Source organism: Endozoicomonas sp. ALB115, assembly GCF_049310245.1.
GTDB lineage: Bacteria > Pseudomonadota > Gammaproteobacteria > Pseudomonadales > Endozoicomonadaceae > Endozoicomonas.
The window spans coordinates 89,381-110,555 of the sequence record NZ_JBLYZG010000005.1 but is presented as its reverse complement, the minus strand read 5'-3'; the positions used below and the strand labels follow the sequence as shown (position 1 = coordinate 110,555).

The window sequence follows — 21,175 nt, the reverse complement described above, 5'->3', positions numbered from 1 at the left end:
GGAGGACATGATGACAACACTCAAGGAATACAAGGCACACAGGAAGGAGTTGAAAGCCCAAATCAAAGAGGTCAAGGCAACCCTGAAACGCCTTGAGCAAGAGCTGGAGGCTGAGCGGCAGGATATGCAGCATGAAGAAGTCGATCATCTTGATGAGTACCTGGACAAGGCAGAGCCACACCTGGTGGATGTTAAAAAGCTGGGTGTTTCGGCCATTGAAGACTTTAAAAAGTCAGTATCTAACCTGATGAGTTCGATTACAGGCTCCGGTAAAAAGTAGCGGGGCATACCAATAGCCGTGAAAATAAAGCCAGTGATTATTTGCTGGCTTTACTTTTGACCTGATCAATAACCCCTGCCAAAGTAATTTATACATAAGCGTTCCCCCGAAAAAGTCCCATCCCTGAAGGAGAATTCCTGAGCGGGAAGTAGACAGACCGAAGGCTTCCCGTATTTACAGCACATGTCTTAGCAGCAGAAATGAAAGCATACCCAGGATGACGGTCAGTAATGTGTTCCTGGTCATCAGGGCAAGAAATACTACGATAATGCCGGCAATCAGATAATGGTTGCCCATGGACAGGCTGAGCTGATCCTCACGAATAAAGACAATCGGTGCCGCAATGGCGGTCAGCACGGCGGGTGCGGAAAAACTCAATGCCTGCTGAACCGTGTCACTGAGTTTGAGGGGGAGCCATGGCTCCATCAGGAGGAAGCGGCTGCCAAAAACCAGGGCCGCTACGATGAACAGAATAACCCAGGTATCCATTAGCTTTCTCCTCTGTCAGTGGCTTTGGCACAGGCAAAACCAGCCACCATGGCCAGGGGGGCTGAGATCAGCAGGCCGGCCTCAATCTGCATTACCTGACAAATGACCGATGTTACCAGCGCAGTGAGGACACAAACCAGTACCGGGGCATTTTTGATGCTCGGGATAACAAGGGCGAGGAATGTGGCAGCAATGGCGAAATCCAATCCGAGGGCATCAAGATTTTCAAAGCTTGCGCCAGCGATGATGCCGCCAAGGGTGGCAAGATTCCAGCCAAGATAAAAGCATAATCCTCCTCCCAGTGCGTACCAGCGGTCAAAGCGTTTCAGCTGACCGGGGTTGGCAATGGCGAACAGTTCATCGGTTAACAGGAAGCCCAGGGCGAGACGCCATTTGAGCGGCAGCGGGCTGATGTTCTTCCGCATCACCATGGAGTAAAGGAAGTGGCGGGAGGTAATAAGCAGGGCTGAAATCAGAATGCTGCCTAAACCCACTCCGGCCTGGATCATGCCCATAATGGCCAGCTGAACGGCACCGGCGAAAATAATGCCTGACAGTGCCTGGCTCTGAACCGGGTCAAAGCCCGACTCAATAGCCAGCGATCCGGTCAGGATACCCCAGGGCAGGACCGCGACAGTCAGCGGAATAATGGCTGCGGCACCCTTGAAAAAAGCCCTGACTTTTTCATCGTTGCTCGAGTGGTGAACAATTTCAGCCTGAGACATACAACACACTTCCTTAACAATTCATCCTCATAACTGAAGATTCTGGAATCTTACAATCTTGAACAGTTTAGACATTCGGCAAGAAGAATAGTTTGTGATGGTTGTAAAAAAGTCCATTCAAGGGGCGGAATCACAGTAACCACTGTTTTCATTCTTGTTCGCCAGAGCAAGAGCATCGTACAAAAAACATCACCGGAGATGCAAGGCACAAGCTGCCCGCAGTAAGAAGCGTGGATTCTGGCGTCAGCAGTTGCCTGCAACAGGCAGATAAGCCCTTGATTAAAGGGAAAATAGTTTTCTAACAATTTAATAGGGAATGCTCGGTCAGCCTCCTGGGAGGCTTTCTGGGAATAGACTCAAACCATCGAAGAGGGAGGAATATTATTGCCCGAGTGGAAGCCATATTGACGCCAGACTTTATCGGGGGCATTGTCTGCGGTCAACAGCTGGTGACATTCAGCGCGTCGGGGCTCCAGATAAGCTCTTAATATGCCAATCCGCATATATTTTTCAGAGCGCATGTGACGGTTGTTGACACGCTCTTCTTCCAGCGACTCCAACTCTTTTGCCGCCTGCCGGTAATCATGCAGAAAGCGCTGTTCCGGCGAACGCCAGAGGTAGGCTGCTGAACGCACCAGCCCCTTGGCGACACCATAACCTGCCAACATGATCATTCCCCCGGCAGTCCCCACTAATGCCCCCACCACCGCCGCTGGGGCGCTAATAGAGAGTGACGGTATCAGGGTAACCATGGAGAGACCCCCGGTCAGCGAAGCCATCAGCAAGACGCCGGATGTCAGCCCCACCAGACCACCCAACAGGCCACTGAGCAGCAGTCGCCGGGTGGTTACGCTGTCATTAACTGCCCTGATGACATTAGCACCAATGATTTTTATGGCGGATGCCAGTTTTTTTAATCGGGAGGGTGATTGTTCATTTACAAGATTGTAATCGCTAACCTTAATGGTGCGCTTTTCCAACGGGACCTGGGCAATGTCTGTAAAATTTTCCTGGGGAGTGGTTAAAGGCGGTACCACAACGACGCTGCCTGACGAGTCAGTTGCAACTTGATCCGGGGGAAGCAAAGGCCCTTGGAAAGGGGGTAATACCTGTTGTGAGTCAAGATGTGGCAACGTCATCAGTCTTTCCCTGTTATGTTTTTATTACATATCAGTCTAGCCATTCAGGGAATACCTGCTGCGGTGGCATTCCATATCAGTTCCCGGTCAAAATGAAGTCCATCAACGGAATAGGACATTTTGACCCGATACTGTTCCCCGGCGACAAAACCTCCAATCGGAAAAACAGCGTGGAGATAACCATCATGGCGATAGTGATTTTTAGAGGCGATTTCCTGCCACGAGCCATCGAGCATCAACTTTTGCAGCTCAAGTTCCCTGTAAAAATAAGAAAGTGGCCGATCAGCAATAAACATAAAACGTCCACGGCCAATATTGCTATTCAGGCCGATAGTTCCCCCTGGTTCAGGATACACCGTAAAATGTGGCTCAACCTGATCATGCCCCTTGAACCTTGCCCAGTAGTAATCCCATAACCTCGCAACACTGATCCCGGTATAATTGATGCCGCCAATGCCGTCCCGGTAGTTCTGCCGGAGCCATGGGTATAACCGGCTGTCCATAAGATTGCTGAACGGATTGACCAGCTGCCGCTCCCAAACGGCTGCTGCCACAATATTACCCTGTCCTTCTTCAAGGTGGCTAAGTTGTACTCTCGATTTCAGCAGTGGTTGCAGCGCCTGATAAACCACATCCAGCGGTGATACCGCAGTAGGATGCACATCGTAGGCTCCCTGGTAATCGTACAGGGCGTATTTGTCGACGATGGTATCCTTGGACGTGGCCAGATGATCCCCCCCACGCCCATCCACCTCGTCGGATAAACTCATCAATAAATTGTCATAAATTTCATCCTCAAAGCCATGAGCCACCATCCCCATAAAATGGGAAACCAGTTTTTTACACTCTGCCAGCTGCAGCTTGTCAGGAGGGCAGGTTTTCTGGACCCGGGAGAAATAGGAACGATGGAATTTCGACCAGTGGCTGATCTCGGCATAAGGATAACCATTCAGGTAACCACCGTCCGGTAGGCCAGAACCAATCACCCACTGCGCCTGGTACTCTTGCAGGATACTCCTCAACGCCGGGTCAGAGACCAACTCAACGGCCTTCTTGCTCATCTGGATATGGACGCTGTGACCGGCACTGAAAGCCTTGATGGCCAGGCAGAGACTGACCAGCAGGACCCATCTGACCCTTGAAAATCTGTTCATGGGAACGCTCCTCAATATCGACTTATTAGTAGTTGTTATTATCGGTCGATGGAGTGCGATGATGATCTCTTCTGGCCCCTGAAGGAACGGCATTCCTGCGTGAGTATTTTTGCTTCAGCATCTATAGGTAAAATCGGCTTTGATAAATTTCCGACCCGAATTTTCAAGTGCTTTATTTGCTGCATTTATCTTTTCCAGGCGTTCCTGTGTGAACTGTAAATCCTCGGGAATGCTATAATCATTGGCCTCTTTGTAAGTATCGTCTTCCTGTTGGTCAGACAGGCTGGCTTTATTGATCCGTTCATCAATTTTTGTACTGAGTTCGGCTTCTCTGCTTTTTCAGCCTCCTGTGTTGGTGATCTGACAGCACTTACCGGCAGAGTCTGGTGGTCAGGTCAGCTGTAAACCCGGTATACCTGAGGTTCCCCATGGAGTTAAACGAAATACGTTCCCGCCTGACTGATTTGAAAACATCCCATCTTGCGGATGCTGACCAGCGTCTGAGAGTGATGAACTCGGCAATAAGACCGCTTCAGACGGGGCTTAAGCTGATCGGATCGGCCTATACCGTGAACTGTCATAATGACTTTCTCACAGTGATCAAATCAATTCAGGAGGCCCGGTCCGGGGATGTTATTGTTATTGAGACTCAGGGCAGTGTATTAGCCGTGGCAGGGGAGCTGTTATCAACGGCAGCGATGCAAAAAGGGATTGCCGGATTTGTTATTGACGGGGCCTTTCGTGATACGGCATCGGTAAGAGCAATGAATTTCCCGGTTTATGCACACACGTTTACCCCAATGTCAGGCACGTCAAAACGGATATTTCATACCCGGGAGGTTGTTGAGTGTGGCGGTGTAGAGGTTCGTCCGGGTGAGATTATCTTCGGTGATGATGATGGGGTACTGGTTTTATCTTTGGAAGAAGCAGCGCATTTGATTCCTGTCGCTGAAGAGATTAAGGCCAGAGATGAACGGGTACTTGCCAGGCTTCAGGAGGGGGTTTCACTGTATGACCTGATCAATTTCGATGAACACTGGCAAAAAATAGAGGCCGGTGAAAAAAGCGAACTGACATTTACGGTCGACCAGGGGTGAAGTGCAACCAGTGCATAACTCACTTCAAGGCGGAATATTGCCTGAGCGGCTTGCTGCTGGTTGGAACAATGCAGCTCTGAATCGGATGAGTTGCTGTTTAATCGGGAAAATGCCTTCCTTAAATCTGTATTTTACTCCAGCGCCGTGAGCGCCAGACAACCAGGAAGCTGACGGAGGTAATCATTCTCTGCAGTATGGGTACTGACCAGACGGCGGTAAGTCCAAACCCCAGAACAGGGCCTATAAGCCAGCACAGCGGCAACAGAATCAGCCACTGTGCAACAAATCGGATATAGAGCACCGTTCGGTTGGCACCCGCTCCCAGTAAAGCCTGAATAAAGACCAGGGAGGGCGCATCCAGAACAATGCCTATGCCGGTTAACTGCATCGGGATTGAGCCCATTGCCAGTAGTGAAGGGTCATGGAGAAAGAGCGACAGCACAGCCTCCGGTGTAAAAATCAACGGCAGGCTCAGTACCAGTAACACGGCGCTGGCTGTATACATGACTTCCTGCCCCCAGCGCCAGGCAACCTCTGGCTCCCGGGCTCCCAGACTCTGGCTGACCAGGGTATTGGCAGCCATGCCCAGACCCAGACCCGGCAGTATCAGCATCAGGGAGGTATTCATCAACACATGGGCGATGGCCATTTCACGGATACCTAATTGGGCAACAATGGCAAACAGCATCATCATGCCAAGGGCAAACAGGGTCTGTTGCAGGGAGTCAGGAATCGCCAGAAGAACCAGGCGCTTTAAGGCCGGCCAATTTCTCCAGTGCGTCAGGAATCCGAATTTTCTGGCTCGCTTATTCAGTATCCGGAAATTAAGCAAGGCTCCCAGGTACATGGACAGCAAGGTTCCCAGGGCCGCTCCCTGCACGCCCAGGGCAGGCAGGCCAAGCTTTCCGTAGATCAGGATAAAGCTGAAGATCACATTGCAAATATGGGTGCAGACCAGCAGTTTCAGAAAACCGTTTGGCTCACCAATGCCGTTCCAGAAACCTCGAAATGAGAGGTTCATGGCGGCTGCGGTAAGGGCCATGACCCGAATCTGAAAATAGTCCGTTGCGTCCCCTTTAAAGGTGGGAGATCCCTGATCAAATAACGCCAGCAACCAGGGGGAAGTGATGACCAGGATAATACTGACTGGCATGGCAAAGCAGAAGGCAATGATCAGTCCATGATTGGTTGGCATGGCACATTCATCAAAACGGCCTGCACCAACACGGCGGGCAACCTGAGCCTGGACAGCCGCTGAAAGGCCGGTCATCAACGATAGCGCTACAAAATTCGCATAGCTGCCAGCACCCACAGCGGCAAGGGCACCTTCTCCCAGGGGACCCACCAGTGCGGCATCAACAAGGTTGATCATGCTCTGGGAGAGCATGGCCAGCATGATGGGTACGCCTAACTGAAAAATGGTGGCAAGCCTTTGCTTCATTAAGCTAAATATCTCCAGCATTTATGAACTATCGGGCAAAAAAAAGTCCAATAAAAAACCGCACAGAAACCTGAAATTATTATGAACATAACATCATCAAAACCGCTATGTGTACAGGATTTACAAGAAGCCATTGCCGATGTTGCCAATAAACCATTGGTCACCAGTCATTTTGAACGCAAAAACACGGTATCCTTGTTCAGATCTATACAAGACAGAACGATCACTGGCATTAGAATATCAGGTTCTGTGTCCGATAATCTGCAGTTTTTATCAACACTTGAAAACCGACAACTATTAACCACAGCTGAGGTCATGGCATTGTCACGGGCTGTTGTCAATGGAGAGTGCATTATTAGCCCGGAACAGTGCAAATTTCCCCTGAGTATTAACCTGTTAAGATGGCTCAGTGGGTTCCTGCGGATTATGGAGCGATCGCCGTTAGTGAAAATGGCCGTTGAGAAAATTATCATTGATGCTCCGGTTCATTCAGCCGTTGATTTTTTAATGTCTGAAATGCCGAATGAAAATAAGGATAACGTGGAAGATTTCCTCAAAATAAATGTTATGACCAGTATGCTGAAGTCACACAGCCAAATGAAGTCGGTGAAGGACCAGTGTGATAAATATATCTCTGAAAATCAAAGCTCAATGACTGATGAAGAAAAGAAGCTCTATCTCTATGGGCTATTGTTACCCTTTTGGGATGATTGGGAAGAAGATAATCAAAGTTCTTTATTGGCACGGAATCAGTTTTTCAAACTTAATTTTTCGTTCCATTACGAACATATGATTAACGTTATTAATCAACTTGATGAGAATATACAATACTCAAGCTGTATGCATGAACGAATTGATCGACTGGGTATCAACAAAGTTTTAATACTGAAAAAAGAATTCTGTGAATTGGTAAGATCGGTCGCATTCCAGCGCTTGCCTGATGAGAATATCCCTTGTCTGGATGATATGGAATTAAACAAACTGTTTGACACAAGAGCACTGCTGGATAGAAGTTATGCAGAGTTCACTAAATACCAGACTGTTGGAAGGGTACGTATGGAAAAAAGTCCGATTGTTCCAATGGCTCTGGCAGAAAAGGATTTAGAACATTTGTACGTTAACTACATGGGCATTCATCTTGAATTAGATTTAGGCGATAAAAGGCGGGCTAATCTGGTGAATTTTATTGGCTTGAATAGTAGATGTTATTCAGCGTTGGGTTCCCGGTTCAATAGTATTAACAAGTATATAGGGGATGTTTACCATAACAAATATGTTGAGCTTTGCTATACAGCATTTCAAGACTGGTTCAGGGATCATAAGACCACAAAGTTAGAAACTATGAGTTGCTTTCATCAATTGTGGTGTGATGATTATTCAAAAATGAATGATATAAAATGGTTTGTATCAATAATCGCCCGGGCTGGATTGATGCCGGGTAATTGTATCTGGTTCTCTGATAACCCGTCGTTGATCTGCCCTGAGTGTCATTTTAAAGAAAATCTCAAAAAAGTCGAAAAGTCCGGGCTGAGTAACATACCAGAAACAATCAGGCAGTTCGCATCAGAGTTGATACGTCTGTTGCAACATCACAGTGAGCGTGATTGTCATTTGGCGCAGAGTATAGATCCTCAACGATTGTGGAATGAAAAGTATGAGGGCAAACTGCCCTCCGGTTACTTTTGAGACATTGAAATGTGCAATTTATTTTGGAAATACCCCTTATCAGGTCTAGCAGACAAGATTGGGGTGGATCCAGCCTTCAGCTTCTTTTAAAGACCAGCCTTTACGTTCAGCGTATACTTCCAACTGGTCTTTATCGATTGATCTGGTTGGCAGGCCAGAAGCCTATGGTTCCCCGGGTACTGATCAACTTTTCGTTGACCAGTTTATCCAGCATATATGAACTATCAGTATAAAAAAGAGTCCAAAATCGGCGGTTGATCAAAAAATAAAAACAGGTATTGGATTATTATGGATACAACATCATCTAACCCAATATATTTACAGGATTTACACAGAGCCACTCCCGATGTTGCCAATAAACCATTGGTCAACAGTCAGCTCGAACGCAAATGCAATGGGGTGTCCTTTTTTAAATCTATTCAAGACAGGGCTATCACGGGCTACGAAATACCCGGTTCTGTGGCTGATAGCCTCCGATTTTTATCCACCCTCCAAAGCCGACAACTATTTACCCCTGTTGAGGTTTCGGCATTGTCACGGGCTGTTCTCAGGCAGGAGTGCGTTATTAGCCCGGAGCAGTGCAAGTTTCCCCTGAGTATTAACCTGTTAAGATGGCTCAGCGGATATCTGCGGATTATGGAGAGATCACCGTCAGTGAAGCAGGCCGTTGAGAAAATCATCACTGAAGCTCCGGTTCAATCAGAACCTGAATGCGTATTACCAGAGCTCAGCCTGCCACAGTTATACGACGAACTGAGTTCAGTGAAGGCTCAATGTGATGAATATATTACTGAAAATCAAAGCTCAAAAATGCTGACTGAGAGAACAAGGAGGCTCTATCTCCAAAGGTTATTGATACCCTTTAAGGGTACATTGATAAAATATTCCATAACGTCAAGACACCTGACCTGCACGAACCTGAATATTTGCTTTGACGAATGCAGTTTTGCAAAAATTTATGACAATCTGAAGAAAATGATTGGTGGACTTAAAGAGGCTATCCAGTATTCAACATGTATGCATGAGCGCATTGATCGATTGGCTATCAACAAAGTTTTAATCGTAAAAAAAGAATTCTGTGAACTGGTAAAGTTGATCGCATTCCAGCGCTTGCCTGATGAGAATATCCCCTGTCTGGATGATATGGAAATAAACAAGCTGTTTGAAACAGTGGCACTTCGCGATAGCAGTTATGCAGAGTTTATCAAATGCACAACTGTTAATTATTTATATACTTCGCAAGGGGATGATATTCCAATGGACATATCACAAAAGGACTTGCAACATTTGCACATTAACTACCTGGGCGCACACCTTGAGTTAGATTTTGAATATCAAAACCCGGGGGATCTGGTGGATTTTATCGGCAGTGAACGTTATTCAGTGTTGGGTTCCCGGTTCAATAGTGATGATAAGCGTATAGGGGACGTTTACCTTAAACAATCTTTTGAGTGGTGCTACGCGGCATTTCAAGACTGGTTTAAGGGTAAAAAAGTTGATATCGATTATTTTGTAACTGATATATTCCTTCATAAATTGTGGCATCATGATTATTCAAAAGTGGGTGATATAACATGGCTGGTATCGGTAATCGCCCGGGCTGGACTGGTGCCAGGTGATGATCTCGGTTTCTCCTATTACCCGTCATTGACCTGCCCTGCCTGTGGTTTTTCCGAAAATGTCAAAAAAGTCGAAAAGCCAGCTCTGAGTGACATGCCAGAAGCAATCAGGCAATTCGCATCGGAGCTGATACATCTGCTACAACATCACAGGAAGCGTGATTGTCATTTTGCCAGGAGTGTAGATCCTCAACGATTGTGGAATGAAAAGTATGAGGGCAAGCTGCCCTCCGGTTACCAGGTCTAATTGGCTAGGAGGCTGACCGAGAATAGCGCCCGTAGCGAGGATGGCAGAAAATTGAGGATAAAAATTTCGTTTTGTGAGGTGAATAGCGGGGCTATTTGCCGAACAAAACGTAATTTTTAGACCAATTTGCTGCCACCGCAGTAGGGCAGTCTATTCTCGGTCAGCCTCCTAGATTGGGGCGAAGCCAGCGTTCCGCTTCTGCTAAAGACCAGCCTTTACGTTCAGCATATACTTCCAACTGGTCTTTATCGATTTTACCCAGGCCGAAATATCTCGCTTCAGGATGGGAGAAATACCAGCCACTGACACTGGCCGCAGGCATCATGGCAAAGTGTTCAGTGAGTGACACGCCGGCATTTTCTTCACCGTTCAATAGAGCGAACAATGCCGTTTTCTCCGTATGGTCCGGGCAGGCCGGGTAGCCGGGCGCTGGACGAATACCGGCGTATTTCTCCCTGATCAGCTCTTCATTACTGAGCTGCTCATTGGAGGCATAACCCCAGTACTCCTTGCGCACTTTTTCATGCATACATTCAGCAAACGCTTCGGCAAAACGGTCTGCCAGCGCTTTCACCATAATGCTGTTGTAGTCATCACCGGCTTGTTCATATTGCCTGGCCAGTTGGTCTGCACCAATACCTGCCGTTACCACAAAACCGCCCACATAGTCTGGCAGGACTGATGATTCCGGGGCCACAAAGTCAGACAAGCTGTAATTGGGCTTATCCTCCGGTTTTGGTGCCTGCTGACGGAGGTGATGCAGGATTGTTTTGATGTGGCTTCTTTTTTCATCCTGATAGATGGCCAGGTCATCGTGATTGATCTGGTTGGCGGGCCAGAAACCAATGGCTGCCCGGGCACGGATCAACTTTTCGTTGACCAGTTTATCCAGCATCTGCCGTGCATCGTGATACAGGTTGGTGGCTGCTTCGCCGACCACTTCATCTTTAAGAATGGCGGGAAACTTACCGGCCAGATCCCAGGTCATAAAGAACGGAGTCCAGTCGATGTAATTGACCAGTTCTTCCAGCGGGAAGTCATCGAACACTTTAACGCCGGTAAACGTCGGAACCGGTGGCTGGTATCGGGACCAGTCCGGTTTGAAGGCGTTATCCAGGGCTTCCTGATAAGTGAGCAGTGCCCGTTTGTTGCTCCGTTTTCCGTGACGGATCCGGATTTTTTCATACTCGGAGCGGGTCTCTGTCACCAGAGCGGGCTTTAATGAATCACTCATCAGCCGGGTTGAAATCCCCACACTGCGGGAGGCATCGGTGACATAGATGGCAAGATCATCCTGGAACTGCGGCTCAATTTTTACCGCCGTATGGGCCCGTGATGTGGTCGCTCCACCAATCATCAGTGGGCGTCTGATGCCCTGACGCTGCATTTCACTGGCCACATAAACCATTTCATCCAGTGATGGGGTGATCAGACCGCTGAGCCCGATAATATCAACGTCTTCTTCCACTGCGGTTTTCAGAATGGTTTCGCAGGGAACCATGACCCCAAGGTCAATAACCTCAAAGTTGTTACAGGCCAGAACGACACCGACAATGTTTTTACCAATGTCGTGTACATCACCTTTGACCGTCGCCAGCAGAATCTTGCCATTGGATCGCGCACTCTCGCCTTTCTCTTCTTCGATAAAAGGGACCAGGTGAGCAACCGCCTGTTTCATCACCCGGGCACTCTTCACCACCTGGGGCAGAAACATTTTACCCTCACCAAACAGGTCGCCCACCACGTTCATGCCATCCATCAGTGGGCCTTCAATCACTTCAATAGGACGGCTGGCGGCCAGTCTTGCCGCTTCAGTATCGTCAACAATCCAGGTGGTAATGCCTTTGACCAGTGCATGTTCCAGCCGTTTGTTAACAGGCCATTCCCGCCAGGCCAGATCTTCCTCTTTTTTGCCGGAAGAACCACCTTCCCGATATTGGTCTGCAATGGCCAGCAGCGCTTCAGTCCCATTCGCTGAGCGGTTGAGGATGACGTCTTCAACCTTGTCTTTCAGCTCCGGGGGAATTTCTTCATAGATCTCCAGCTGTCCGGCATTGACAATGCCCATGGTCAGTCCGGCCTTGATGGCGTGGTAGAGAAAGACCCCATGAATGGCTTCCCGAACCGGGTTGTTCCCCCGGAAAGAGAAAGAGACATTACTGACCCCACCGGAACTCATGGCGTGGGGCAGATTCTCGCGAATGTATTGCACCGCATTGATGAAATCCACCGCATAGTTATTGTGCTCATCAATACCGGTGGCCACAGCAAAAATATTGGGGTCAAAAATAATATCCTGGGGCGGGAAGCCGACGTCATTGACCAGAATGTTGTACGACCGCTGACATATTTCTATTTTCCTGGCTTCGGTATCCGCCTGACCCTGCTCATCAAACGCCATAACCACAACGGCGGCCCCATAATTGCGGCAAAGACGGGCCTGACGGCGGAAAATATCTTCACCTTCCTTCAGGCTGATGGAGTTGACAATGCCCTTGCCCTGAATGCATTGCAGCCCGGCTTCGATGACCTCCCACTTGGAGGAGTCGACCATGATCGGGACCCGGGAAATATCCGGTTCAGAGGCCACCAGATTCAGGAATGTAGTCATGGCGCTTTTGGCATCCAGCATCCCTTCATCCATGTTGATGTCGATAATCTGGGCACCGTTTTCCACCTGGTCACGGGCAACATCCAGAGCCGTATCGTAATCTTCTTCGATGATTAAACGTTTGAAGCGGGCGGAACCGGTGACGTTACAGCGCTCACCGACATTGACGAACAATGAGTCCCGATCAATGGTAAATGGCTCCAGACCACTTAAACGACAGGCCACCGGAATGGTTGGCATGACTCGTCGGGGAATATCAGCAACCTTGTCGGCAATGGCTTTAATGTGTGCCGGTGTGGTACCACAGCAGCCACCAATAATATTGACCAGGCCGGATTGGGCAAACCCGGCAACAATCTCTGCCATCTCATCGGGACTCTGGTCATATTCACCAAACGCGTTGGGCAGACCGGCATTGGGGTGAGCACTGGTCCAGGTACCTGCGCAGTTGGACAGTTCTTCAAGATAGGGGCGTAACTCACTGGCACCCAGGGCACAATTCAGACCAACGGACAGTGGCCGGGCATGTTCGACCGAATTCCAGAAGGCTTCTGTCGTTTGACCTGACAGGGTGCGACCGGAAGCATCGGTAATAGTGCCGGAAATCATGATCGGCAAGGCAAAGCCCAGCTGGTCGAACAGGTCTCGCAGCGCATAGATGGCCGCTTTGGCGTTCAAGGTGTCAAAAATGGTCTCTATCAGCAGGATATCAGCGCCGCCTTCAATCAATGCTTTGGCGGCCAGCTGATAGGCGTTCACCAGTTCGTTGAAACTGGTATTTCGATAGCCGGGATTGTTGACATCAGGGGAGATGGAAGCGGTTCTGTTGGTTGGGCCAAGAACACCAGCGACAAAACGGGGTTTATCCGGGTTGGCCCGGGTAAATTCATCGGCCACTTCCCGGGCAAGAAGGGCTGCCTGGTGATTAATTTCCGGTACCAGATCTTCCATCTGGTAATCTGCCATGGCGATGGTGGTGGCATTAAAGGTGTTGGTTTCCAGAATATCAGCACCGGCTGCAAGATACTCCCGGTGGATCTGTTGAATAATGTCCGGACGGGTCAATACCAGAAGATCATTGTTGCCTTTCACATCGCAGGCATGGCTGGCAAAGCGTTCGCCACGGTAGTCCACTTCCTCCAGCTTATAGTCCTGAATCATGGTGCCCATGGCACCATCAAGGATCAGAATGCGTTTTTCCAGCAGTTGTGTCAGGTCAGAGAGGGCTTTTTTTTGGTGTGGCGTAGCTTGCAGCATAGATAGCAGACCAATGTTATTTTTTCTAGCGGGCATAGTACCAGAACTTGGCTCCCGGATGCCTCTGGTTTCTGTTGGGTCAGGAAGAAGTGTAAGTGTATGGGTTCTGTAAATAAACGACCCATGGTACCAACATAGTGAAACCTTCTTTCATCGAGGGTATCCAATTGTTATGAAAAAATAGTTAAGCAGGAGGTAAATCATGGAGCCAATGAGTAGCAGCCACACCCGGATAAGGCTTAACTCCGGGGATGGGAAGATGTGTTCTGATACACGACCGTTGATGGTTACTCCAACAAGTGATCAAGCGCTGACTGATGCAGCCGCGATCAGAGATGGTCATGGGAAGAGCTTTGTTAACAGGGAGGTTCGTGTAATTGAAGTGTCCGAACAGTTTCATGGAGTCAGTACAGGTGCTCTATTGAAACCGAGCCAGAGTGAAACGGTTCAGGTAGCGCTATGTGAAGGTGCGCCACAGGAAATTAAACCGCAGAGTGTCGAACATGTTGAACAAAAAAAAGTTCTGGACCCGGAGATGTTGACCCGGCAGCTTGATGAAATAGAAACACAGATCATTGAACTCACCGGTGTTCATGGTGAGATACCACAAAAGGAATTGATGAGATTTAAGTTAGCTGCACTGTATATCCAGGAGAATATTCTCACAAGAATGTTGTACGGCATGGCAAGTCAGGAGGAAGCATTCAGTAAGTTGGAATCGCTTGGAGACTTATTACCACAGTCATCAAATGGTGCTGCTCTCATGAGGGTGCTGGATTTATGGTGGCTTCCCGGTAACGCGAAATACTTTCCTGAAACAACCACTATTTCTTTAAAGAGGCTTAATTCTGTTAGTGAGTATTTGGAGACAGCTCTCGGGGATTTGAATACAGTTGACGAGCCTTTTGACAAAGGCCGGTTGCTTTTTAACGACGAGTTGAAAAAAAAGCTGATCCCATCAGAAGGAAGCAGTGATAACAGCACTGCAAGTTCTCTTACTTCAGAATGTTTTAGTGAAAAAGAGTTTAAAGAGGTCTTGGGCAGACTTCTTAAAAAAGGGGGCAATGAATGTTTTACGGCCAGTCAGAATAGATCTCAAGTGCATGGCTCTGCTTTAAGTGATGTAGAGGATAATCCCTGCAGGGATGAATCGGAAGGCGTAAAAAGTAATAGTATTAAGAGGGAGTTATTAGAACAGTCATCCAAAGCTATGAAGTCTGACTTCAGTTTGACCAAGCTTGATAAATTAGTGGTTATTTTCCACCATCTTTACCAAATACATAACAATAAAATGTATATTGAATCACTTAATCTTACCAATATTGATGTTCTTGAAAATTATTTTAACGAGCTTTTATTGGAAACAGAGTTATCCATTTATGAGAAAGAGATTGCCTGGTTTGCTTTTCTACAATCATTAGGACATTTTTACTACAAGATAGCTATGGAGTGCACAGTCAGTTACTGTGCTGGAAATAGTAATTATGTAAAAACAGCTCATTATAATAAGGCAATAACTTACAATGCCAGGCTTCATAAAATGGCGATGGCAAGTATTAAAAGTGATGTTTGTCAGAGTGCTGACTTTTGGGTTTTAAGCCTGCTCGGTTCAGGGTTTCTGATGAATTATCGCTGGACATCCAGAGACAGGGCTCAATTAACCTCTCTAAGCATGGCGGTGGCGAGAAGCCCTAAACAGGAATCGGAGATTGCACTGGCAAAATATACCTGTTTTTCTATCGCAGAAGTTCTGGAGGATGTTGGAGCGTACAGAAGTGTTGCTGATAATTCTGAAAAATACAATACCTTTGCACTATTAACCATGCTTTGGAATGATCTTGGGTTTTCCCGTTGGCCATACTCAAACACCTTGAATCCGGAAAAAGCGCTTGAATATCTGGAATTCATTCGATATGAAATAGCCAGTAATGATAATCAAAGTGCCGAATTGTTGAAGCAATCCATGGATATTGCCTGTGAATTTAATAAATTGATGCAGGGGTCGACGCCGATTTCACAGCTGTATTCTGAAAGAATCGCCCTGTATTACTTTATGCGGAATGATCCTCAAAAGGCATCGGAACTTCTTAAGTTTACCAAGGGTAAAAGCAAATCGCTTTATTTTGGGCTTTGCATGGCATCAAAGGGTGAATACCTGTTTGCCATTCAGTTTATTGAAAAGGATAAAATTAAAGATGCTTGTATTAAAGCACTGTTAGGTATTCTGTGCGAAAGGCATGCCAGCTCTAAGAACGAATCATCTGAAGAATATAATGAATTGCTCACAAAAGCAGAGCTTAATTATCGGGCCGTGATTGGCTCACGGCCTGAAATGAATAAATATTTAGCCATGTTGATTGAAAAACGAGGGCATCTGTCAGACTCGCTAAAACACTGGAAAGCTTACCGCTGTTTTTTACATGATCAGGAAGATAAAAGTAATATAAGGTCGGTAAGGTTTAAAATTCCCATGGAGATTAAACTGGTTGGTGAAAAAATTCTGGAGTTGGAGAGCCTGATAGGGGGAATTAAATCTGAGAAAAAGGCCGAGTCACTATTGGGTGATGATAAATCTTATGGCCAGGGAACTGTGGAAAAGAAGCCTGAACGTCAACCTGCCAGGAAAAGGAAAGGCAAGAAAAAGAGCCAACCTGCTGCCGATAGGAAACCGGCTTGCCAGGAACAAAAGCCAGCAGACATCCACAGCGAAAAGCGTTGTTCTATTCAAGTGCCGAATCCCGGGGCTGAGCTACATCTTACCAGTGGATCAGAGTTTGAGGGACAAACCGATCCTCAACACCATTATCAACAGGGCCTGAACGAAAACCAATGGCAGCTGGTCACTGGGAAGTCTGACCCGTTTCGGCTTGTTGTGAATCAAGGGGTTAAAATTCCTGTTTGCTTTTCAATAAAAGAAGTCGAGCGTCACTGGGGAAATACCCGCAATTTGAGAAATGTTTTAACCAATCGGCTACTCTTCCTTGACATTGGCCGGGGAGATTATGATGGGGTTTTGGGACTCATTGATCAATATGTGGGCAAAACTGACAATCCGGTAGCACAGTTACACTTCATACAAAATAGAGAGTGGCTGTTGAGATGTAAGAGTTTTGATAACCGTGCACTTTATGTCCATTGTCGTCGTTCTGGGCAAACGATCCAGGCATTAAAGGCAGAGTTACGGTTATCTATTTTGCAGTGTGTGCGGGAACAGGTGGAGTCTGTTTTTCAGCATGCGTTTCAGTGCTTACCTACACCTCTGTGGTTCAGTAATCCCGAGTTGTTGAAAAAGGACATGAAATACCTGATAGATCACGTTCATCCTGAATTTTGTGTACAGTTTGGCGCTCAATTTTCAACAGCGGCCCATGTAATGAAAGATATTCACTGGGAGTTTACCTGCCAGAGGGTAACCGACCAGACATGTCGCTCACTGTATGGCCACTCCCCCGGGGACTATGCCAATTTGGCTGAAAAGTTCTATAACTTTCGTGATTTTATTGATCCTCAACATCTTTCGGACATTATTTAGCCCGGATGGCGACGCCGTTTTCCCGACAGGCTCCCAGGGTATCTATTGATCAATATAAATAAACAGGCGACAGATTATGGACCCAATAAGTAGCAGCCACAGCCCGGTAAGGCACAGCTCTGAGGGCGGGGAGGTGTGTTCTGATACACAACCGTTGGAAGTTACACCAACAGTATTGGTCGGTGAAAAAGCCCTGAAGGAAGCGGGCACGTTCAGAGATGGTCATGGGAAAAGCATTGCTAACAGGGAGGTTCGTGTCATTGCAGCTTCCGAACAGTCTCATGGTACACATGATCTGTTGAAATCAAGCCAGTGTACTTCGGAGCAAGTATCGCCGTGTGAAGGTTCGCAACAGGACGTTAAACCACAGAGCACTGAACATGCTGAACAACAGACAGCTCCGGATCCGGAAATATTAGCCCGGCAGCTTGACGAAATAAAACAACAGATTATTGATCTCACCAGGGTTCATGGTGAGATACCCCATCAGGAATTGATCAGGTTTAAGTTGGCGGCTCTGTATATTCAGGAGAATTTCCTCATAAGAATGTTGTACGGCATGCCAAGTGAGCAGGAAGCATTCAGTATGCTTTATTCTCTCGGAGACTTAATACCACCATCAAATGGCAATGCTCTCATCAAGGTGTTGAATTTATGGTGGCTTCCCGATAACGACAAATACTTTCCTGAAATTGAATCCTTAACGAAATTTTATTCCGTTTGTGAGCAGATGAAGGCAGTTGATAAGGAGTTGGAAAAATCTATTGAGTCTATTGATAAAAACAAGCTTTTTCTGAAAGCTTTTGAGAAGTTGAAAAAAGCAGTTGTCTCATCAGAAGGGGACAGTGATAGCAGTAGTTTAAGTTCTTTATCTTCAAAGTTACTCGCTAAAGAGTCAGAATGCAAAGAAGCTATGGTTAGAATAAGATCTATTATTGAAAAAGTTCACCATGAAACGGCTATTGCTGGCTATAATCGGTGCCAAATGCATAGCCCTGCTTCAGGTGATGTAGAAGAGTGTCGATACGGGGATGAACCGGGAGCCGTAAAAAGTAACAGTGCCAGGGAACAGCAGGAGGGACAATTGGCTGAAGTTGCAAGATCTCCCTTTAGTTTGACCAAACTTGATAAAGTGGTGATTATTTTTCACCATCTCTACCAGGAATATTGTGATGGTCATTATGTTGAAGTAGTTAATGCTGGCAATGTTGACTTTCTTGATAATTACTTTAACGCACTTTTATTAGAAACAGAGTTGGCCGTTCATGAGAAAGAGATTGCCTATTTTGCTTTTCTTCAGGCATTGGGACATTTTTACAACAAGGTAACTATGGAATACTCAATGTCATCCTATGGCTACTCTTCCGGAAAAAATGCTGCTGTAAAGTTAGCCCTCCCGGGACAGGTAAAAACATACAACCGTATTCTTCATAAAATGACGATTGCCAGCGTTGAAAGAGGCATCTGTCGTGTTGCTGACTATTGGGTTTTAAACTTTCTGGCTGCAGGATTCTTGGTAAATTATCGCTGGAAAACGACTGACAGGGTCCAATTAGCCGCACTAAGCTCGGTATTGGAGAGATGCCCTAAACAGGAATCAGAGATTGCACTGGCAAAATGTACATGCTTTGCAATCGCAGAAGTCCTGGAGGATGTTGAAGTATTTAGAAGTGTTGCTGAAAACTCTACAAAATACAATACTCTGGCACTGTTAACCATGCTCTGGAATGATCTTGGGTTTTCCCGTTGGCCTTACTCTACCACTTTGAATCCGGAAAAGGCACTTGAATACCTGGAATTCATTCAAGTGGAAATAAATGACCATAAAAATCAATCTGCTGAAATAGTCAAAAGAGCTATGGATTATGCTTATGAATTAATTCTATTGATGCGTGGATCGACACGAAGTGCACAACTGCGTTCTGAAAGAGTTGCCCTGTATTACTATATGCTGGGTAATCCTTCCAAGGCATCAGCGCTTCTTGAATTTGCCAGGCATAAAAGTAAAACACTTTATTTTGGACTTTGCATGGCCTCAAAGGGTAAGTATCAATTAGCGATTCAGTTTATTGAAAAGGACAACATTAAAGATGTTTGTGTAAAAGCATTGTTAGGTATTCTTTACGAAAAGCTGGCCAGCTCTCAGGGCGAGTCAAGTGAACAATTTACAGACCTGCTGAATAAAGCAGAAGTTAACTATCGGTCGGCGACTGGCTCACGGCCTGAAATGAATAAATATCTTGCCATGTTACTTGAAAAACGAGGAGACCTGCCAGGCTCACTGAAGCATTGGAAAGTTTACCGATGTTTTTTACATGACCAGGCTGATAAAAGCAATGTAAGGTCGGTCAGGTTTAAAATCCCCATGGAGATTAAACTGGTTGGCGAAAAAGTTCTGCAATTGGAGAACCGGTTAGAGGAAATTCAATCTGAAAAAAATGCCTGTTCATTATCGGGAGATAATAAATTTCACTGTAAAGAGGCTGAGGGAAAGGCACCCGAAAGTGGACCTGCCAGGAAAAGCAAAGCCAGGAAAAAGAGCCCGCCTGCTGTCGTCAGAAGGCAAGCCTGCCAGGAACATCGCCAGGAGAAAAAGCTAACTGACGTCCAGAGTGAAAAGCACTTTGCTATTCAAATGCCCGATCTTGAGTCAGAGCGAAAACCTGACAGTGAATCAGAGCTTGAGGAACAAACCGATCATCAGCAACAGAGCCCGGACGAGAACCAGTGGCAACTCGTTACTGGCAAGCCTGAGCCGGTTCGCCTTACTGTGAATCAGGGCGTTAAAATTCCTTTTGGCTTGTCAATAAAAGAAGTTGAGCGTCACTGGGTGTATACCCGCGCTTTCAGAAATGATTTAACCAATCGGTTGCTCCTCCTTGACATAGGCCGGGAAAATTATAATGGGATTTTGGCAATCATTGATCAATATGTGGGTAAGATTGAAAATCCTGTAGCACAGTTACACTTTATCCAAAATAAACAGTGGCTGTTGAGATGCAAAAGCTTTGATAACCAGGCGCTGTATGCCCAATGTCGCTATTCCGGACAATCGATCCAGGCGGTAAAAGCAGAGTTACGGTTATCTATTTTGCAATGTGTGCATGAACAGGTGGAATCTGTTTTTCAGCAAGCCTTTCAGTGCCTGCCTTCATCGCTTTGGTTCAGGAACCCCGAGTTGTTGAAAAAGGACATTAACTGTCTGATAGGTCACGTTCATCCTGAATTTTGTGTGCAGTTTGGTGCTCAATTCTCAACAGCGGCACATGTCATGAAAGACATTTTTTGGGAGTTCACCTGCCAGAGGGGAAAAGGCCAGACGTGCCGCTCACTGTATGGCCACTCCCTTGACGACTATTCCGATTGGGCAGATAAGTTCTATGACTTTCGTAATTTTATCGATCCACAGCATGTCTCGGATGTTATTTAATGGATACCTGCTCAATGGCAACGCCGTTTTCCCGACAGAACTGTGATAGTTCTTCCTGGGGATTGCGGTCGTACTGGATGTCATAAACAATGCGCCGGATACCGGCCGCTAACAGGTTTTTGGTGCATTGATCACAGGGGCTGTGGGTCACATAAGCGGTAGCCCCCTCTATGGGAGTACCCAGCCGTGCTGCCCAGATAACCGCATTGAGTTCAGCATGAATTTCATGCCTGAGTGACCAGGGGTGGTGTTCTTCGTAGTCAGCCTCATTACAGTTGATATAGCCTGAAGGCGTGCCATTAACCCCTGTGGAAAGTACCCGCCCATCCTTGACCAGCAGACAGCCTACCTGAAGGCGCACACACTTTGATAATTTGGCCAGGGAGTGGGCCATCTCCATATACACAGTATCAACCGATCTAATGCCCTTGCTATCAGTGGCCATTGGTCATTTGTTCCTTGAGTTTT

Annotated in this window: 13 protein-coding genes; 6 read left to right on the top strand and 7 right to left on the bottom strand. The window is 46.8% G+C overall.

Features of this window, described 5'->3' with window-relative positions; all coding sequences use genetic code 11:
• Window positions 1-7 precede the first annotated feature (7 nt).
• Window positions 8-280 carry a hypothetical protein gene (locus ACO6VE_RS03850; RefSeq protein WP_422459805.1) on the top strand — a complete coding sequence of 91 codons (273 nt, stop codon included), beginning with the start codon at window positions 8-10 and terminating at the stop codon, window positions 278-280.
• Window positions 281-454: 174 nt separating this feature from the next.
• On the opposite strand, the gene ACO6VE_RS03845 is transcribed toward ACO6VE_RS03850, so the two are convergent.
• The 4 genes from ACO6VE_RS03845 to ACO6VE_RS03830 form a co-directional block, all read right to left on the bottom strand.
• Window positions 455-769, bottom strand: a complete 315-nt coding sequence (locus tag ACO6VE_RS03845) for an AzlD domain-containing protein (RefSeq protein WP_422459803.1) — start codon at window positions 767-769, stop codon at window positions 455-457.
• Window positions 769-1,494, bottom strand: coding sequence for an AzlC family ABC transporter permease (locus ACO6VE_RS03840; RefSeq protein ID WP_422459801.1), 726 nt, complete (start codon window positions 1,492-1,494; stop codon window positions 769-771). Before ACO6VE_RS03840 ends, ACO6VE_RS03845 begins: the two co-directional genes overlap by 1 nt.
• Before the next feature lie 356 nt (window positions 1,495-1,850).
• Window positions 1,851-2,633: a hypothetical protein gene (locus ACO6VE_RS03835; protein WP_422459799.1), complete on the bottom strand. Its 783-nt coding sequence runs from the start codon at window positions 2,631-2,633 to the stop codon at window positions 1,851-1,853.
• Between the two features lie 44 nt (window positions 2,634-2,677).
• Window positions 2,678-3,787 carry a hypothetical protein gene (locus ACO6VE_RS03830; RefSeq protein ID WP_422459797.1) on the bottom strand — a complete coding sequence of 370 codons (1,110 nt, stop codon included), beginning with the start codon at window positions 3,785-3,787 and terminating at the stop codon, window positions 2,678-2,680.
• Window positions 3,788-4,215: 428 nt separating this feature from the next.
• Here ACO6VE_RS03830 and ACO6VE_RS03825 point away from each other — a divergent pair, with 428 nt between their 5' ends.
• On the top strand, window positions 4,216-4,884 hold the full coding sequence (locus ACO6VE_RS03825) for an RraA family protein (protein ID WP_422459795.1): 669 nt from the start codon (window positions 4,216-4,218) through the stop codon (window positions 4,882-4,884).
• Between the two features lie 118 nt (window positions 4,885-5,002).
• On the opposite strand, the gene ACO6VE_RS03820 is transcribed toward ACO6VE_RS03825, so the two are convergent.
• Window positions 5,003-6,325 carry an MATE family efflux transporter gene (locus ACO6VE_RS03820; RefSeq protein WP_422459793.1) on the bottom strand — a complete coding sequence of 441 codons (1,323 nt, stop codon included), beginning with the start codon at window positions 6,323-6,325 and terminating at the stop codon, window positions 5,003-5,005.
• 81 nt (window positions 6,326-6,406) lie between these two features.
• On the opposite strand from ACO6VE_RS03820, the gene ACO6VE_RS03815 reads away from it, so the two are divergent.
• Together ACO6VE_RS03815 and ACO6VE_RS03810 are read left to right on the top strand one after the other, a co-directional pair.
• On the top strand, window positions 6,407-8,011 hold the full coding sequence (locus tag ACO6VE_RS03815) for a hypothetical protein (RefSeq protein WP_422448166.1): 1,605 nt from the start codon (window positions 6,407-6,409) through the stop codon (window positions 8,009-8,011).
• A 654-nt stretch (window positions 8,012-8,665) separates the two neighbouring features.
• On the top strand, window positions 8,666-9,877 hold the full coding sequence (locus ACO6VE_RS03810; protein ID WP_422459791.1) for a hypothetical protein: 1,212 nt from the start codon (window positions 8,666-8,668) through the stop codon (window positions 9,875-9,877).
• Between the two features lie 160 nt (window positions 9,878-10,037).
• Here the strand turns inward: ACO6VE_RS03810 and metH are convergent, their stop codons facing one another.
• On the bottom strand, window positions 10,038-13,745 hold the full coding sequence (gene metH, locus ACO6VE_RS03805) for a methionine synthase (RefSeq protein WP_422449552.1): 3,708 nt from the start codon (window positions 13,743-13,745) through the stop codon (window positions 10,038-10,040).
• A gap of 202 nt (window positions 13,746-13,947) precedes the next feature.
• Between metH and ACO6VE_RS03800 the strand changes: the two genes are divergently transcribed.
• Window positions 13,948-17,277 (top strand): hypothetical protein, encoded by a 3,330-nt coding sequence (locus ACO6VE_RS03800; protein ID WP_422459789.1) that lies wholly within the window; start codon window positions 13,948-13,950, stop codon window positions 17,275-17,277.
• 76 nt (window positions 17,278-17,353) lie between these two features.
• Window positions 17,354-20,707, top strand: coding sequence for a hypothetical protein (locus ACO6VE_RS03795; RefSeq protein ID WP_422459787.1), 3,354 nt, complete (start codon window positions 17,354-17,356; stop codon window positions 20,705-20,707).
• Here the strand turns inward: ACO6VE_RS03795 and ACO6VE_RS03790 are convergent.
• On the bottom strand, window positions 20,700-21,152 hold the full coding sequence (locus tag ACO6VE_RS03790; protein ID WP_422448158.1) for a deoxycytidylate deaminase: 453 nt from the start codon (window positions 21,150-21,152) through the stop codon (window positions 20,700-20,702). The two genes, ACO6VE_RS03795 and ACO6VE_RS03790, sit on opposite strands and share 8 nt — an antisense overlap.
• Between the last annotated feature and the right edge of the window lie 23 nt (window positions 21,153-21,175).

What these genes read in the sequence shown, in the direction of transcription:
- ACO6VE_RS03850 (WP_422459805.1), top strand. Translation starts at nt 8, where the DNA reads ATGATGACAACACTCAAGGAATACAAGGCACACAGGAAGGAGTTGAAA.
- ACO6VE_RS03845 (WP_422459803.1), bottom strand. Translation starts at nt 769, where the DNA reads ATGGATACCTGGGTTATTCTGTTCATCGTAGCGGCCCTGGTTTTTGGC.
- ACO6VE_RS03835 (WP_422459799.1), bottom strand. Translation starts at nt 2,633, where the DNA reads ATGACGTTGCCACATCTTGACTCACAACAGGTATTACCCCCTTTCCAA.
- ACO6VE_RS03815 (WP_422448166.1), top strand. Translation starts at nt 6,407, where the DNA reads ATGAACATAACATCATCAAAACCGCTATGTGTACAGGATTTACAAGAA.
- ACO6VE_RS03840 (WP_422459801.1), bottom strand. Translation starts at nt 1,494, where the DNA reads ATGTCTCAGGCTGAAATTGTTCACCACTCGAGCAACGATGAAAAAGTC.
- ACO6VE_RS03790 (WP_422448158.1), bottom strand. Translation starts at nt 21,152, where the DNA reads ATGGCCACTGATAGCAAGGGCATTAGATCGGTTGATACTGTGTATATG.
- ACO6VE_RS03820 (WP_422459793.1), bottom strand. Translation starts at nt 6,325, where the DNA reads ATGAAGCAAAGGCTTGCCACCATTTTTCAGTTAGGCGTACCCATCATG.
- metH (WP_422449552.1), bottom strand. Translation starts at nt 13,745, where the DNA reads ATGCTGCAAGCTACGCCACACCAAAAAAAAGCCCTCTCTGACCTGACA.
- ACO6VE_RS03830 (WP_422459797.1), bottom strand. Translation starts at nt 3,787, where the DNA reads ATGAACAGATTTTCAAGGGTCAGATGGGTCCTGCTGGTCAGTCTCTGC.
- ACO6VE_RS03795 (WP_422459787.1), top strand. Translation starts at nt 17,354, where the DNA reads ATGGACCCAATAAGTAGCAGCCACAGCCCGGTAAGGCACAGCTCTGAG.
- ACO6VE_RS03825 (WP_422459795.1), top strand. Translation starts at nt 4,216, where the DNA reads ATGGAGTTAAACGAAATACGTTCCCGCCTGACTGATTTGAAAACATCC.
- ACO6VE_RS03800 (WP_422459789.1), top strand. Translation starts at nt 13,948, where the DNA reads ATGGAGCCAATGAGTAGCAGCCACACCCGGATAAGGCTTAACTCCGGG.